14 protein-coding genes are annotated in these 15,898 nt (G+C 39.7%); 11 read left to right on the forward strand and 3 right to left on the reverse strand.

What is annotated here, in order from left to right:
- Positions 1 to 88 precede the first annotated feature (88 nt).
- The 11 genes from BV902_RS23225 to rodA all read left to right on the forward strand — a co-directional run bounded on the left by BV902_RS23225 (position 89) and on the right by rodA (position 13,447).
- Positions 89 to 562 (forward strand): hypothetical protein, encoded by a 474-nt coding sequence (locus BV902_RS23225; RefSeq protein ID WP_070565992.1) that lies wholly within the window; start codon positions 89 to 91, stop codon positions 560 to 562.
- A 259-nt stretch (positions 563 to 821) separates the two neighbouring features.
- Positions 822 to 3,803, forward strand: a complete 2,982-nt coding sequence (gene secDF, locus BV902_RS23230) for a protein translocase subunit SecDF (RefSeq protein ID WP_075993976.1) — start codon at positions 822 to 824, stop codon at positions 3,801 to 3,803.
- A 114-nt stretch (positions 3,804 to 3,917) separates the two neighbouring features.
- Positions 3,918 to 4,355 carry a MarR family winged helix-turn-helix transcriptional regulator gene (locus BV902_RS23235; protein WP_075993977.1) on the forward strand — a complete coding sequence of 146 codons (438 nt, stop codon included), beginning with the start codon at positions 3,918 to 3,920 and terminating at the stop codon, positions 4,353 to 4,355.
- Between the two features lie 2 nt (positions 4,356 to 4,357).
- Positions 4,358 to 5,362: an NAD(P)/FAD-dependent oxidoreductase gene (locus tag BV902_RS23240; protein WP_075993978.1), complete on the forward strand. Its 1,005-nt coding sequence runs from the start codon at positions 4,358 to 4,360 to the stop codon at positions 5,360 to 5,362.
- A 2-nt stretch (positions 5,363 to 5,364) separates the two neighbouring features.
- Positions 5,365 to 5,697 carry a 2Fe-2S iron-sulfur cluster-binding protein gene (locus BV902_RS23245; RefSeq protein WP_075993979.1) on the forward strand — a complete coding sequence of 111 codons (333 nt, stop codon included), beginning with the start codon at positions 5,365 to 5,367 and terminating at the stop codon, positions 5,695 to 5,697.
- A gap of 254 nt (positions 5,698 to 5,951) precedes the next feature.
- On the forward strand, positions 5,952 to 7,262 hold the full coding sequence (locus BV902_RS23250) for an NAD(P)/FAD-dependent oxidoreductase (protein WP_075993980.1): 1,311 nt from the start codon (positions 5,952 to 5,954) through the stop codon (positions 7,260 to 7,262).
- A gap of 447 nt (positions 7,263 to 7,709) precedes the next feature.
- Positions 7,710 to 8,735, forward strand: a complete 1,026-nt coding sequence (locus BV902_RS23255) for a rod shape-determining protein (RefSeq protein WP_046671815.1) — start codon at positions 7,710 to 7,712, stop codon at positions 8,733 to 8,735.
- A gap of 91 nt (positions 8,736 to 8,826) precedes the next feature.
- Complete coding sequence (gene mreC, locus BV902_RS23260) at positions 8,827 to 9,669, forward strand: rod shape-determining protein MreC (protein ID WP_075993981.1); 843 nt, start codon at positions 8,827 to 8,829, stop codon at positions 9,667 to 9,669.
- Complete coding sequence (locus BV902_RS23265; protein WP_046671817.1) at positions 9,662 to 10,180, forward strand: hypothetical protein; 519 nt, start codon at positions 9,662 to 9,664, stop codon at positions 10,178 to 10,180. Before mreC ends, BV902_RS23265 begins: the two co-directional genes overlap by 8 nt.
- 27 nt (positions 10,181 to 10,207) lie before the next feature.
- Positions 10,208 to 12,133, forward strand: a complete 1,926-nt coding sequence (mrdA, locus tag BV902_RS23270; RefSeq protein WP_157626205.1) for a penicillin-binding protein 2 — start codon at positions 10,208 to 10,210, stop codon at positions 12,131 to 12,133.
- Positions 12,134 to 12,181: 48 nt separating this feature from the next.
- Positions 12,182 to 13,447 carry a rod shape-determining protein RodA gene (rodA, locus tag BV902_RS23275; protein WP_075993982.1) on the forward strand — a complete coding sequence of 422 codons (1,266 nt, stop codon included), beginning with the start codon at positions 12,182 to 12,184 and terminating at the stop codon, positions 13,445 to 13,447.
- Positions 13,448 to 13,550: 103 nt separating this feature from the next.
- On the opposite strand, the gene BV902_RS23280 is transcribed toward rodA, so the two are convergent.
- Genes BV902_RS23280 through BV902_RS23290 form a run of 3 tightly spaced genes read right to left on the reverse strand, consistent with a single transcriptional unit; the run spans position 13,551 to position 15,885 of the window.
- On the reverse strand, positions 13,551 to 14,405 hold the full coding sequence (locus BV902_RS23280) for a nucleoside phosphorylase (RefSeq protein WP_075993983.1): 855 nt from the start codon (positions 14,403 to 14,405) through the stop codon (positions 13,551 to 13,553).
- Positions 14,402 to 15,019: an IMPACT family protein gene (locus BV902_RS23285; protein WP_075993984.1), complete on the reverse strand. Its 618-nt coding sequence runs from the start codon at positions 15,017 to 15,019 to the stop codon at positions 14,402 to 14,404. The genes BV902_RS23280 and BV902_RS23285 overlap by 4 nt, the downstream gene beginning before the upstream one ends.
- On the reverse strand, positions 15,016 to 15,885 hold the full coding sequence (locus BV902_RS23290) for an EamA family transporter (RefSeq protein WP_075993985.1): 870 nt from the start codon (positions 15,883 to 15,885) through the stop codon (positions 15,016 to 15,018). The genes BV902_RS23285 and BV902_RS23290 overlap by 4 nt, the downstream gene beginning before the upstream one ends.
- Positions 15,886 to 15,898: the final 13 nt, after the last annotated feature.

The following is a 15,898-nucleotide window of genomic DNA, read 5'->3' on the forward strand; positions in this document are numbered from 1 at the left end:
CCAGCCTTTATCATTTTTTGGCAGGCTATTTGCTTTTGGTAACACGAAAAGTTATTTTAATTAATGAAAATATAAAGATAAGATAATTATGAAAAAGACATTACTCTCATTAGCTGCCGTCGCAGCATTAGCATTTGGCGCACAGGAAGCGAAAGCTCAGTCTCCATTTAGATCAGCGATAGGTGTTGTATTCGATGGTACAACAACTGACTTATGGGGTGTTCAATATAAGCAATCTTTTGGTGGTGCCAACATGGGGCAAGCACAAGTGATGTTTGATGACCATGTTGTTGCTGTTGGTGCGGATTACCAATATGCAAGACCTTTCCAAGGTGTTAATGGTTTGGGATGGTATGCAGGTGTTGGTGCACAATTGACTTTTATTGACGTAGGTGATAACATTACAAACGTTGCATTACGCCCGCAATTAGGTTTGGAATTTAAAATTCCAGTTGCTCCGATTGCATTCCACGCAGACTGGAAACCTGACTGGAGATTGAACCACAACAGTGATTTTGATGCTTCAACATTCTCGTTTGGTATCAAATACACATTGAAATAATATAAGACAACTAAACAGTATAAAAGGTCCTTCTCTATGTTGAGCAGGGCCTTTTTTTATAAATAAAATCAATAAATATTTCTTTTTTTCTTCAATTCTCCTATTTTTATGCCGTTGACCTGATTGGCGTAAATAAAACTTTTCATTCTACAAAAATTTTATACCTTTGCCATTCTTGGTAAAATGTGATTAAACGAGAACTAATTATCAATTACATAAACAGTATTTAACATTAAAATTAATACAATTATAACAGACGATGCAAGGTAAAGGGCTGATTAAACTTTTAGTGATAGTGGTGTCATTAGCGTGTCTATACTCCCTATCATTTACTTGGGTGACCCGCAATGTGGAGCGAGATGCTGAGAATTTTGCCAAAGGAGACTTGGCGAAAGAGAAAAGCTACCTCGACTCAATGGCCGGTGAAGTAGTGTACAATTTAGGTTTTGCAAAATACACCTATCGGGAAGCCAAAGCAAATGAACTCGCTTTGGGATTGGATTTGAAAGGTGGTATGAACGTGACCATGGAAATCTCATTGGACGAATTGATCCGCAATTTGGCGAACAATCCAAAAGATGAGAAATTCAACAAAGCGTTGGAGCAAGCAGTAGCAAAAAGCAAAACGAGTGCAAAAACAGTCGTTGCTTTATTTATGGAAGAGTACAAATCCATCGGTGCTACAACTCCACTTTCGACATTCTTTTCAACAAAAGATAACGCTGCTCTAATTAAACCTGGTGATTCAGACTCCAAAGTTGAATCATTCCTTCAAAAAGAAGCAGACAATGCCATCCAAAACTCATACAAAGTACTTCGTACACGTATCGATAAATTTGGCGTTGCGTCTCCAAACATTCAAATTCAACAAGGTACAAACCGTATTTTGATCGAATTACCTGGTGTGAAAGATGAAAGCCGTGTTCGTAACCTATTACAAGGTTCGGCTAAATTGGAATTCTACGAAACATATACAAACCAGGAAGTTTATCCAATACTGGAAAATATCGACAAAACTTTAGCATCAACGTTAAAAGCTGCTCCAGCTGCTACAACAAATACTGCCGCAGATACAAGCAAAAAATCAGATGATTTATTGTCTAATCTAACCGGTGGTAAAAAAGATGCTAAGAAAGACAGTGCTGCTGTAAATCTAGGTCAGAAAAATCCATTATTTGAAGTATTACGTCCAGCTGTTTACATGGGCGAAAACCAACAAATGGCACTTATGCCAGGTTCAATGGTCGGTATTGCTTCATTAAAAGATACGGCAAAAGTAAATGCTTACTTGCAACGTCCTGAGGTGAAATCAATACTTCCTGGAAACTTAAAGCTTTTATGGTCTGTTAAACCAGAGCAAAAAACACCTGAGCAACTATCATTATACGCCATTAAAGGGTCTGGACAGGACAATGGTGCTGTATTGACGGGTGATGTGATCACTGACGCAACAGCAAACTTTGATGAGAAAAATCAACCTGTGGTTGGTATGCAAATGAACAGTGAAGGTGCTCATCAATGGAAGAAAATTACAGCAAAAGCAGCTCAAAACAGAGATGCGATTGCTATCGTTCTTGATAATGTAGTTTATTCTGCTCCTTCTGTAAACGGTGAAATTCCAAATGGTAGCTCATCAATCTCTGGATCCTTTACGGTAGAAGATACCAAAGATTTGGCGAACGTATTGAAGGCAGGTCGTCTTCCTACAACGGCTAAAATCGTTGAAGAAGCTGTTGTGGGTCCTACTTTGGGTCAGGCTGCCATCGATGCCGGTGTAAATTCTGCTGTTATCGGTATTATCGTGGTAATGATCTTTATGATCGCTTACTACAATACGGCGGGTATCGTAGCAAACATCGCGGTATTGTTAAACGTATTTATCATTATGGGGGTATTGGCATCCTTAAATGCTGTACTGACCCTACCTGGTATTGCCGGTATCGTATTGACAATGGGTACTGCTGTCGATGCAAACGTTTTGATTTATGAACGTATCCGTGAAGAACTGGGCTTAGGAAAATCGATCCGTCAGGCTGTTGCCGATGGTTACAAACATGCTTTACCTTCCATCCTGGATTCGCAGATCACAACCTTCTTAATTGGTATTATCCTATTTTTATTTGGTAGTGGTCCGATCTTAGGTTTCGCAACAACGTTAATGGTGGGTATTATTACTTCATTGTTTACTGCGATCTTAGTTACACGTGTTATCTTTGAATGGATGTTAGCGAAAGATTTCAAAATCAAAGTCTCTTTCCCTTGGTCTGCAAACACTTTGCATAACGCAAACTTCAAATTCGTGCAGAAACGTAAAATCTTTTACGCGATTTCAATCGTTGCTGTGTTAATTTCTGCTGCATCAATTTTCACAAAAGGATTCAGTTTAGGCGTGGATTTCCAAGGTGGACGTACTTATACTGTTCGCTATGATAAACCTGTGGACTTAGAAGCTGTACGTACAAACTTGGACGATATCTTCAAGAAAACAACAGAGGTAAAAGTATTCGGTGCAGCCAATCAATTGCGTATTACAACAACTTACCATATTGAAGAAACTTCGGACACTGCTGATAAAGAAGTATTGGACAAATTAAACCAAGGTCTATCGAAAGTAGATGCTTCTAATAAACATGAGATTCTTTCGTCTCAAAAAGTTGGACCAAGTATCGCTACCGATATCAAATCTAGAGCAACCAGCTCAGCAATTTTCTCTATCATCATTGTTGCAGCTTACATCTTGATCCGTTTCCATAAATGGGAATATTCAGTTGGAGCAGCTATTGCAACAATTCACGATGCGATCATTTTATTGGGATTATTCTCTATCTTGGATGGTATCGTTCCATTCTCACTTGATATCGACCAACACTTTGTAGCAGCGATATTAACTGTAATTGCTTACTCGGTGAATGATACAGTGGTTGTATTTGACCGTTTACGTGAGTTCGTATCGAAACCAAATGCACATAATGAAGATCTTGGCGATGTCGTAAACCATGCGATCAACTCGACATTAAGTAGAACAATTATCACATCATTGACAATCGTGTTTGTTCTCGCTGTATTGTTTATCTTTGGTGGTGAAGTTATCCGTGGATTCTCATTCGCGATCTTAATCGGTGTTATCGTAGGTACATATTCATCTATTATCTTAGCTGCACCTTCAGTATATGACTTACGTAAAGGAAAGCATTTAGCAGAAGGTAATACTGCTAAAAAAGCTGAAGTCGTAAGACCATAATAGCTGATATTGATAAAATAAAAAAGGGCGTTCGAATGAACGCCCTTTTTTATTGCATTCAAATTACTTGTCACACTAAATATTTTAAATATATTTGTTGTACTAAATATTTGTATGCTAAACGAAAAATTTGACCGCTACTCCTTCATCTTGGACCAAACAGCCAAGAAAGTAAAACAGTTCGCCCAATCTTCTTTTGCCGAGAAAGGATTTGATATTACTGTAGACCAATGGACCGTTTTAAAGGCTTTATACGAAACAGATCAACTTTCACAAAAAGAACTGGCCAAGCGCTGCGGAAAAGACCAGCCCACACTGACACGGATCGTAGATATCCTTCTTAAAAAGAATCTGGCTGAGCGGATCACTGACGAAACAGACCGTCGGAGTCTATACCTCCATTTGACAGAAGAAGGAAAATTGAAAGTAGCATCGCTTACGCCAATTGTTACGGAGATTCGTATGAAGGCCTGGGAAAATCTAGCGGACGAAGATTTCGAAGCTTTCACAAGAATTTTGAATACAATATATAACAATTTAAATATAGAATAGCTATGATAAATACGGATATCTGTATCATCGGAGCAGGACCTGTTGGCCTATTCGCAGTTTTTGAAGCTGGGCTTTTAAAAATGCGCTGCCATTTGATTGATGTGTTACCCCAAGTGGGCGGTCAACTTTCGGAGATTTACCCCCATAAGCCTATCTACGACATTCCTGGTTATCCAAGTATCACTGCGCAGGAGTTGATCGATAAACAGCTTGAACAGATTAAACCCTTTGACCCCACATTCACCTTAGGCGAGCGTGTGGAACATATAACAAAACAGGACGACGGTTCTTTTATTGTAGAAACCAATGATCATACGATGGTTCATACACAGGTCATTGTCATCGCTGGGGGCTTAGGTTGCTTTGAACCACGCAAGCCCGAAATTCCGAATCTTCATCTCTTTGAAGGAAAAGGCGTAGATTATATGGTAAAAGACCCAGCCAAGTACCGGGATAAAAAAATCGTCATTGCCGGTGGCGGTGATTCCGCGCTCGATTGGACCTTCCATCTCGCAGATATTGCGCAACAGGTCACTTTAATCCACCGAAGTGACTCCTTCAGAGGCGCTCCGGACTCGGCTGAAAAGGTTTTCAAATTGGCCCAACAAGGTAAGATCAACTTATTATTGTCCCACAATCTGACCAATATTCATGGCAATGACTACTTATCTCATGTTGAAACAACAAATAAAGAAAAAGAAGTCACAGCAACAGATGCAGACTATTTTATTCCTTTATACGGTCTTACGCCGAAGCTTGGTCCAATCGCAGATTGGGGATTAAATATCGATAAAAATGCGATAGAGGTCAATACGCTTGATTACTCAACCAATATCGAACGGATCTATGCTATAGGAGACATCAACACCTATCCAGGCAAACTGAAACTCATTCTCTGTGGATACCATGAGGCTGCCCTGATGTGTCAAAGTGCCTTTAAATTTGTCTATCCCGATCAAAAATTGACATTCAAATACACCACTGTAAACGGTATAAATACTTTCTAGCCATGGACGATAATTTAATTCAAGTCACTGTTATTGATCGGGATGGGACCGAAAATATCCTGGAAGTTCCTACCGATATCAATCTTTCACTCATGGAGATTTTAAAGGCATCCGAATATGAAATATTGGCCACTTGTGGTGGTATGGCGCTGTGCGCTACCTGCCATGTCGAAGTTGTCGAAGGCCTGCATACACTTCCCGAAGCGAGTGATCAGGAGCTCGACATGCTGGACACACTTCCGGATGCCGATGATCAAAGTCGACTTGCCTGTCAGCTGCATTTACAGAATACCAATAACGGCATGAAAATCAAGATCAAAGGCGCGCTACAATAGTGTCATCATTGTGTATTTTATACACAATGATGACACTATACATCTTTTTTTTTTCAAAGGGTACAATGTACACTATAAAGAGCTAAAAATCAAACAACTACAAAACATATTATTGAAAGAATTAGCCTCTTTACAATAAAATTCACAACATATCAGCATAATAAATAAATATTTTTTAGCTTTTTGAGCCAAAATTTAAGATATTTGCAGCTTAATTCGATTGTACCGAATTTTTACAACAAACTATTAAAAATATGCCAAGCAATAGTTCAAATAGAAAATTCCCAAGAGTAATCATTATTGGTGCTGGATTTGGAGGAATTGAAGTTGCTAAAAAGCTTAAAAATAAGGAAGTTGAAGTTCTGTTGCTGGACAGAAATAACTTTCATACTTTTCAACCATTGATGTACCAAGTTGCCACGGGTACTCTTTCAGCGGACTCCATCTCCTTCCCTGTTCGCAAAATGTTCAAAGGCCAAGACAACTTTCATTTTAGACTTGCTGACGTAAAAAGCGTAGACAATGAGGCTAAGATTGTAAGAACAGATGTTGGTGATTTTGACTACGATTATTTAATTGTTGCGACAGGTGCTACCACGAACTTCTTCGGAAATCAGCAAATCACGAAATATGCTTTGCCGATGAAAAATATACAAGAAGCATTAAATATTCGAAGCTATGTTTTACAGAACCTCGAAGAAGCAGTACGAATAGAAAACCCTGCTGATCGTAAAGCTAATTTGAACTTTGTTATTGTTGGGGGTGGTCCAACAGGTGTAGAACTTTCGGGGGCAATCGCAGAGATCAAAAACAATGTTCTTGAGAAAGATTATCCAGAATTGAAAAAATCTGAGATGTCGGTTTACCTGGTTGAAGGACTTCCAAAAGTATTGGCCAACTTATCTGAAAAATCTTCTAAAGATTCAGAAAAGTACCTCAAAGATTTGGGTGTAGAAGTATTATTGAATGTTCAGGTAACTGGATATGATGGCAATTCAATTACTTTCGCCGATGGCAGAAGTATCGAAACAAAAACTGTTATCTGGGGAGCAGGTGTAGCTGGGCAGTATCCGAATGGTTTCAAAAAGGAGATTATCCAACGTGGTAACCGTATACAGACAGATGATCAATGTCGTGTTATCGATATGCCAGGTGTTTATGCCATTGGTGATGTTTCGGCATTTATCACAGATGACCTTCCTCGCGGCCTACCAGGTGTTGCACCGGTGGCTCAGCAACAGGGAGCTTATGTTGCCAAACACATTCTTCAAACAATGTCTAATCAACCAACTGAGAAATTCAACTATTTCGACAAAGGGTCCATGGCTACGGTAGGTCGTAATAAAGCTGTCGTTGACATGGGAAAAATCCATTTCAATGGATTCTTTGGCTGGATGACCTGGATGTTTGTCCACTTGATGTCCATCTATGGATTCAGAAATAAATTGATCACATTCGTAAACTGGTCGATCAAATTTTTCACCAAAAACAGTGGTGTGCGTTTGATCTTCCACAAGTATGATGAGCCGACTCCGGAAGAACAACAGGCTGAAACAGCCCAATAACTTTCAATTGGAGTTTAGATAAACTATTTCAATACCCCGACAGCGCCATTATCCCAAACGATAATGGCGCTGTTTTTTTTTTTACACTTATTTTACCTGTTTAATCCACTCGCTAAAAACATGTAATAACAGACTGTAGAAACACTTCGAAACAATAGCCCTCTTCAGATAGTTGTCAAAACCACCTTTTCCCGATTGGATTCTTTCTTCTCGCGGTCAATGATTTCAAAAACACCGGCTTAATTCTTTTTTAACACCGCATCCAATTAAAAATAACTTCACCTAGGACGCAAGAATTACAGATTATATTCGTTAAATTTAAAGACAGTTTTTTCCAGATAGAATTTACTTTCAGAATGTAGTTTTTTTTGATGTATAACCTCAAAAAGATTAATTTTTTTTTGTGTAGGTTTGCATATTATTTTAAAATAGCTTAAGGATTAGCAGATGGGCTTATTTAATTGGTTTACGCAAGAAGTTGCGATTGACTTGGGTACTGCAAATACCCTAATAATTCATAATGACAAAGTAGTAGTGGATGAACCTTCTATTGTTGCATTTGACCGCACCACAAACAAAGTGATCGCCATTGGTCGCCAGGCCATGCAAATGGAGGGTAAAACACACGACAATATAAAGACAGTACGTCCTTTACGTGATGGAGTAATCGCTGATTTTACGGCAGCTGAGCACCTGATCAGAGGTATGGTAAAATTGGTAAACAATGGTAAGAGCTGGTTTTTTCCTTCCCTACGTATGGTTGTTTGTATTCCTTCCGGTATTACGGAAGTAGAGAAAAGAGCTGTCCGCGATTCAGCAGAAATTGCGGGTGCCAAAGAAGTCTATTTAATTCACGAACCCATGGCTGCTGCTGTAGGAATCGGAATTGACGTGGAAGAACCAATGGGTAATATGATTATCGATATCGGTGGTGGTACCACTGAAATTGCTGTCATCGCTTTATCGGGTATTGTATGTGACCAGTCCATTCGTGTTGCTGGTGATAACTTCGACTCTGACATCGTTCAATACATCAGAAGACAACATAACATCATGATCGGTGAACGTACGGCTGAAAAAATCAAAATTGAAGTGGGAGCTGCTCTACCAGAGTTGCAGGAACCACCGGCGGATTTCGCTGTTCAAGGCCGTGATTTGATGACAGGTGTTCCTAAGCAAATTACTGTTTCTTACACCGAAATAGCGCATTGTCTAGATAAGTCCATATCAAAAATTGAAGAGGCGATCTTAAAAGCACTTGAAATTACCCCACCAGAATTATCAGCGGATATTTATCAAACAGGTATTTATCTTACGGGTGGTGGTGCGTTATTGCGCGGTTTGGACCGTCGTATACAAGCGAAAACTAAACTTCCAGTACATATTGCCGAAGATCCGTTACGTGCTGTCGTAAGAGGGACTGGTATTGCACTTAAAAATATTGGACGATTTAAATTCTTGATGCAATCATAACGTTCGATAATTAATAACAATATTTTATTAAAGAGCGATATAATATGCAAAACTATTATATCGCTTGCTTATTAAATACCCACATTAAAAAATGAGAAACCTTTGGTTATTCCTGAGACGATATAATGCATTCTTCTGGTTTATCCTATTTTTTGGATTCTCGTTATTTTTGGTGATCACCAACAATTCTTTCCAACGTAATTCTGTTTTAAATTCTTCAAATAGTATCATCGGAGGCCTGTATGCAAAGGTCAATTCCTGGAAAAGCTATCTGCACCTCGGGGAGACTAATGATGCACTTGCAAAGGAAAATGCACAATTAAGAAAGGACTTACAAGCCTATCGATCAACTGACAGCATCAAGATTGGTCCTGTCCCAGCAATCGATAGCAGTGAGTTTGGGCGTTACGAATTTATTATTGCGAATGTCATCAACAATAGCATTCACCAAAAGGCAAATACGATTACACTCGATAAAGGCAGTAAAGATGGTATAGAGCGAGGTATGGGTGTTATCGCTCCCAACGGGGTAGTTGGTATTGTATTGAATGTTTCCCCTAACTTCTCTACCGTTCAATCCCTATTGCATCCAGATACGCGTATATCCGTTACACTGGGCCACACCGAGGTCTTTGGCTCGTTGGTATGGGGCAATAGCATGGATTACCGCGCGGCAATGGTCAAGGAAATTCCAAACCACATCAAAGTCAACAAAGGAGATAAAGTGTATACCTCCGGATATTCAGGACATTTTCCAAAAGGAATTTTTGTCGGAACGGTCATTCAGACAGGTATTTCTTCAGGAGATGCTTTTTTGGATCTTAGATTATTGTTGAGCACCAATTTCTCCAATTTGCAACATGTCTACGTTGTAAAAGACCTGTTAAATAAAGAATTAAAGACACTAGAAGAATCGACAAAGGACAATGGCTAGGATTTTAATATTTAATATTATTCGATTTATCGTTTTGATAGGCATGCAAGTTTTCCTATTTCAAAATATCGGTTATTACAATCTGGTCGCTGCATTTCCTTATATCTTATTTATTTTTTTACTTCCGACAGGAACACCTAATTTCCTGGTGTATTTGATCGCATTTCTTACGGGACTTACCGTAGATTCATTTTATGATACCCTTGGTGTCAATACCGCAGCCTGTGTTGCATTGGCCGCCTTCCGTATTTTCTTCATGAAAATTACGCTCGAAGTTGAAGAACGTGAATCTTTTTTTACCCCGATGTTGGGGTTTATGAATATTCGCTGGTTCTTTTCCTACATCTTTTTCGGAACATTGATCCATCATACATTTTTGTATCTCTTGGAATCTTTTTCCTTCCAGCACATCCAATACACCTTATTGAGTATAGTTTTAAGTTGTATATTTACAGTAATTATCATGCTATTATTTAGCATATTATTCTACAAAAAGAAAGATCGGTTGTAGTAGATCGATGGATAGAAATTCATTTCTATGAACAGTTTTTTTGCGCGTAAGTACGTCGTTTCGGGAATCTTTATTGCTATCACATTGACCTTGGTGGCCCGCTTATTCTATTTACAGATCATAGACGATTCCTATATACATTCCGCAAACAGCAATGTCATGCGCAAGGTCATTGTGTACCCGGCCAGAGGGGTTATATTGGACCGAAAGGGAAAGGTATTAGTTCAAAACGAACCGGTATATGACCTTATGGTTACTCCACGTGAGGTGAAAGAAATCGACACCGCTTTGTTTTGCAAATTGATAGACATTGACAAGGAAGGCTTTATTAAACGGATGGAAAAGGCAAGAGTACACTCGCCTTACCGTGCATCCATTTTTGAAAAACAGCTTTCTGTACGGACATGGGCCCAATATCAGGAATACCAATATCAATTTCGTGGTTTCTATGTCCAAAAAAGAACAATCAGAAGTTATCCCGATAGCATTGCGGCTCAATTTTTGGGTTATGTAAGTGAGGTAAATGATAAAGATATCGAACGCTCCAACGGGTTTTATCGTAGTGGTGACTATATTGGTCGCAGTGGTGTAGAACGTTCTTATGAAGACCTTATTCGCGGAAAACGTGGTGTCAACAACTTAATGGTTGATGCGCTGAACCGCCCGAAAGGGGTATTTATGGAGGGGAAATACGATACACTTGCTGTCGCAGGGGAAGGACTGGTTTCCTCTTTGGATAAGGACCTCCAGATTCTAGGGGAAAACCTCATGAAAAATAAATTGGGGTCCATTGTCGCTATTGAACCTGCAACAGGTGAAATATTGGCGTATGTAAGTAGCCCGAGTTACAATCCAAACATGATGGTCGGCAGACAGTCTGGCAATAATTATATGAAATTATTGAAAGACGACACCAAACCGCTTTTTAACCGTCCTATTCAAGCCTCTTACCCCCCAGGCTCTGTATTTAAGGTTGTTTCAGCACTGACTGCGCAGCAGGCTGGTGTTATTGATCGCAATACGGTATTTTTCTGCCCGCATGGATATAGCTATGGTGGTGGACGCGGCTGGATGGGCTGTACGCACTATCATGGATCAACTACATTACAGCGATCTGTAGCTGTATCATGTAATACCTACTATGGATTTACCTATGCTAAGATGATCGACGGACGTGGGCTTTCGGGACCTAAGGCCTACGATCTATGGCGCAATGCAGTAACACAGTTTGGAATTGGCCATAAACTTGGAATTGATCTGCCGGGTGAAAAACCAGGTTTACTACCTACGTCAGATTTTTATACCAAACGCTATGGTAACGATAAATGGCGTTCAAGTTTCAATATCTCCTTATCTATTGGACAAGGGGAAATGGGTATAACGCCCTTGCAAATGGCCAATATTATGGCTATCGTTGCCAACAAAGGTTTTTATTATAGACCCCATCTGATTAAAGGTATTGGCGCACAGAAGATTGCCAAGAAGGAATTTACCGAAAAAGTCAGTGCCGGCGTGGATGAGCGGTATTATCCTGTTGTTATCCAAGGGATGAGTGATGCTGTCAATACACCCGAAGGTACCGCATGGGCCAATCGTATCCCAGGCATCGAAATGTGCGGAAAAACGGGTACAGCACAAAACCCACACGGAGAAAACCATGCCGTTTTCTTTGCTTTTGCGCCTCGAGAAAACCCTAAAATTGCCATTGCTGTCTTTGTTGAAAATGCAGGTTACGGTGGAACCTGGGCAGGACCTATCGCAAGTATGATGGTTGAGAAATACCTCAAAGACACGATAACTGCACCAAAATATATTCAGGACCGCATTTATAAAGCGAATTTTCTTCCTGCACCAAAAAAGGTTGTCGATCCAAAGATTAAAGATGTAAAAAAGACTGATTCCGTAAAATCAAAAACGGATACGTTAAAATCAAAACGCAGCTGGCAGCCTTAACAAAACCAAAGGAAACAATTGTTCACCATAGCGAGATAAAGAGAAGATATGAATAATCAAAAAACTAGTTTCTTTGGAAAGATAGACTGGCTAACCATCACTCTTTGGCTTGCGCTATGCTTAATTGGCTTATTCAATATCCGTGCGGCTGTATTTAATCCTGAACTACCCAATTTCTTTACCTTAGGAACCAATTATGGAAAACAGTCTTTATATCTTGTTTCCGCAATTATTCTAGGGGTATCCATTCTGATCATAGACGCGAAATTTTTCAGTTCCGCCTCACCGATATTTTATGGTATAACAGCTGTCCTGCTTGTCATCGTGCTCGTTGTAGGGCGAAATGTCGGCGGAAACCAGGCCTGGATTGACTTAGGTTTTTTCCGCTTACAGCCTTCCGAGTTTGCAAAACTTTCAACCTGTCTGCTCTTGGCTAACTTTCTAAGTTCTCAAAGTAACAAAGCGCCGACCATGCAGACACTGGCCATGGGTGCGGGTATTGTCTTATTTCCTGTATTTTTGGTTATGTTACAACCCGATACGGGATCTGCCCTTGCCTTCTTTTCGTTGATTTTTGTATTCTACCGCGAGGGCTATGTTAATAATGAACTGCTTATATTTGGCGGGCTATGCATTTTACTTTTTGTTCTTTCTTTATTGGTCAATCCTTGGATTCTTATCTTGATTTTAGCATTGCTCATTGGCCTTGTCATGTGGAATTACCGTAAGAGAAGAAAATACATTATCAATCTAAGTATACTTTTTGCAGCCTCTGCTGTATTTGTTCTCTGTGTGGACTTGGTCTATGAACATGTGCTACAACCCCATCAACGTGACCGTATTGACATTATCCTAGGCAAAATGGAAGACCCTAAAGGTAAAGGATATAATTTGAATCAGTCGAAGATTGCAATTGGATCGGGGCAGCTTCTAGGCAAAGGTTACTTACAGGGAACCCAAACGAAATACAATTTTGTGCCGGAGCAGAGTACGGACTTTATTTTCTGTACCGTTGGAGAAGAGTGGGGATTTGTTGGATCAGTTACCTTATTACTTATCTATCTCACCTTACTGCTACGCATTATTCATATCGCCGAACGACAGCGTTCAGCCTTCGCCAGGATATATGCATACGGTGTAGCGTCCATCCTCTTTTTTCACTTATTTATCAATATCGGTATGACAATAGGTATTGTTCCGGTTATCGGGATTCCGCTGCCTTTTATCAGTTACGGTGGTTCATCCTTATGGAGTTTCACCATTTTACTGTTTATCATGCTTAAATTTGATTCAAATAGAAAAGGAGTTGTCTAAAAACAACTCCTTTTCTATTTGTAGCCTTATTTAGTTTTTCTCAACTCTTTTACTGCATCAATTGAGAAAAACTAAAGTCTCCCTTGCCTGCACAGACAAACGGTTAAATACGCTCCAAAACGAGCTGTATAGCTTTATCCACAACTTCTTCAGGTGCGGAAGAAAACCGGCCATCTACCCGACTTGCCAAAATTGCATTGATGGATAAAGCCTGATGTCCAAACATGTTAGCCAATGCATAAATACCAGCTGTTTCCATTTCCAGGTTGGTGAAACGCTGATCTTTATATTGAAAGGAGCTGATCAAGTTTATAAAATTGGGAATCGTATTAGTTGATCGGACAGTCCTTCCCTGCGGAGCATAAAATCCGGGCGCAGTCAAGGTGACTCCCTTCGGTAAATCAAAGGCTATTCGATCCAGAAGGCTTGCGCCAGCTTTTGCAACGTAGGGCTTTAAGTTTAATGCGGAAAAATATTCGGCTAGCTCAACCTGAAGCGCCTGCTCCTCGCCATCGTAAGATCCCTGATAATAGTTCATCAATGCATCAAGACCTATTCCATACGCAGAGGCCAAAATAGTTCCCATCTCAACATCTTGTTGTACCGCTCCAGAGGTTCCAATGCGAACAATATCCAATGAGCTAAGCGTCGACTTTACCGTTCTATTGTCAAAATCAATATTTGCCAGCGCATCCAGTTCATTCAACACAATATCTATATTATCAGTACCTATACCTGTTGAGATTACAGTCAACCGTTTATTTCCCAGATAGCCGGTATGCGTAATAAACTCACGTTTCCCTTTTTTGAGTTCAATACGATCAAAGTGTTTCGATACTTTCGCTACACGGTCTGGATCACCGACCGTAATTACTGTACTTGCCAGATCTTCCGGCAACAAATTCAGATGGTATATACTACCATCTGCGTTTAAAATCAATTCCGATTCGTTGATCATATCGTATATAAATAAGTTAACTGACAACCTTCTATTTTGGAAAACCGATCAACAACTCGATTGACTTGCATTTTTCGGACTTCAAACTCCAAATAACACTGATTATCAAATTCCTGCTTTTCAACTTCGACGCCCTCTTCCTTTATGATCCGCATAATATCATTCATATGGAGGTAATCGAAGGTAATACCATAATGGTCATTCACTGTACGCTCGATAATTTCTGATTGGGTCAAAGCATCTTGCGTTGCTGATTTGTAGGCATTAATCAAGCCTGGGACACCCAATAATGTACCACCGAAATAGCGAACGACAATCACGATAACATTGGTGACATCCATCGACAGGAGGACGTTCAAAATTGGGCGTCCTGCTGTCCCTGACGGCTCTCCATCATCATTCACACGAAAGACAGCACGATCTGGCGTGAGACGATAAGCCCAACAATGGTGTCTCGCTTTCGGATGAATCGCTTTCACTTCCAAGATCAGATCTTTTAATTGGTCTTCGGATTTAAATGGAAAAGCATAAGCAATAAATTTACTGCCCTTATCCCTAAAAATTCCCTCGTATTTTGCATCAATAGTCCGGTAAGTATCTTCAAATAAACTCATAGATATGCTATGATTAAAACTGAAACAATAGAAAGCGCTATGCCTAAATAATTCAATAACGATAACCTTTCTTTAAAAAATAAGACGCCAATTAGAGCGCCCAATGAGATCACACCAATATTCATCCCAGTAAACACGACTGATGGATTGTCTGGTAAGGCACGATGCGCTTTCATATAAAATAGGATGTTACAAAAGTTAAATACACCCAAAACCAATCCATATCCCATAGCTTGCTTTGAAAAACGTTGCTTTTCCACCAAAAGGAAATACAGCAATAGCACCATTGCAATAAACATCGCCATCACAAAGATAATAAACATGGAACTGATATAAGGTATATTAACATGCAAGGCGACCTGTTTGAAGAGGATATCAATTATACCCATACCGATAAATACCAATAATGGATAAAGCGCTTTATAACGACTATCAGCCATCGAGCTATTATGCTGATTTTTTTGCCAGCCAATAGAACATAGGATGGCTAATAAACCAAGGCCTATTCCAAGCATCTTATGTCCCTCCATTTTTTCATGAAAGAAGAAAAATGATGCAAGCAGGGGAATAAACAACGATAGACGTTGTGCAATCTCTGTCTTGACCAAACCACTATAGCGAATGGACAAAGCTATAAAAACAAACATCCCTGGAAGTAGTATCGCCAGACTCGTATACAAGGTAACCGGCATAGCATCCCATACGAGCGATTTTAGATCCGGTTGCAATACAAAATAGGTCAGTGCAACCGCCATGGGGTAATTCCAAACGATAACTTGTTTGGTTTCGACTCCATTTTGTTTTGCCAATTTTAATAAAACAGCAACGGTTACGCTGCAGATGACACTTAATAAAACAAAAATCATGATTCAAAATTCA

This window comes from Sphingobacterium sp. B29 (assembly GCF_001952815.1).
GTDB classification, from domain to species: domain Bacteria; phylum Bacteroidota; class Bacteroidia; order Sphingobacteriales; family Sphingobacteriaceae; genus Sphingobacterium; species Sphingobacterium siyangense.

Bases quoted from the DNA above. Each gene is read 5' to 3' on its own strand.
- BV902_RS23285 (WP_075993984.1), bottom strand. From the start codon at position 15,019: ATGAGTTTATTTGAAGATACTTACCGGACTATTGATGCAAAATACGAG.
- BV902_RS23225 (WP_070565992.1), top strand. From the start codon at position 89: ATGAAAAAGACATTACTCTCATTAGCTGCCGTCGCAGCATTAGCATTT.
- BV902_RS23265 (WP_046671817.1), top strand. From the start codon at position 9,662: ATGGCTAGGATTTTAATATTTAATATTATTCGATTTATCGTTTTGATA.
- BV902_RS23255 (WP_046671815.1), top strand. From the start codon at position 7,710: ATGGGCTTATTTAATTGGTTTACGCAAGAAGTTGCGATTGACTTGGGT.
- BV902_RS23240 (WP_075993978.1), top strand. From the start codon at position 4,358: ATGATAAATACGGATATCTGTATCATCGGAGCAGGACCTGTTGGCCTA.
- BV902_RS23235 (WP_075993977.1), top strand. From the start codon at position 3,918: ATGCTAAACGAAAAATTTGACCGCTACTCCTTCATCTTGGACCAAACA.
- mreC (WP_075993981.1), top strand. From the start codon at position 8,827: ATGAGAAACCTTTGGTTATTCCTGAGACGATATAATGCATTCTTCTGG.
- BV902_RS23290 (WP_075993985.1), bottom strand. From the start codon at position 15,885: ATGATTTTTGTTTTATTAAGTGTCATCTGCAGCGTAACCGTTGCTGTT.
- BV902_RS23245 (WP_075993979.1), top strand. From the start codon at position 5,365: ATGGACGATAATTTAATTCAAGTCACTGTTATTGATCGGGATGGGACC.
- secDF (WP_075993976.1), top strand. From the start codon at position 822: ATGCAAGGTAAAGGGCTGATTAAACTTTTAGTGATAGTGGTGTCATTA.
- BV902_RS23280 (WP_075993983.1), bottom strand. From the start codon at position 14,405: ATGATCAACGAATCGGAATTGATTTTAAACGCAGATGGTAGTATATAC.
- rodA (WP_075993982.1), top strand. From the start codon at position 12,182: ATGAATAATCAAAAAACTAGTTTCTTTGGAAAGATAGACTGGCTAACC.
- mrdA (WP_157626205.1), top strand. From the start codon at position 10,208: ATGAACAGTTTTTTTGCGCGTAAGTACGTCGTTTCGGGAATCTTTATT.
- BV902_RS23250 (WP_075993980.1), top strand. From the start codon at position 5,952: ATGCCAAGCAATAGTTCAAATAGAAAATTCCCAAGAGTAATCATTATT.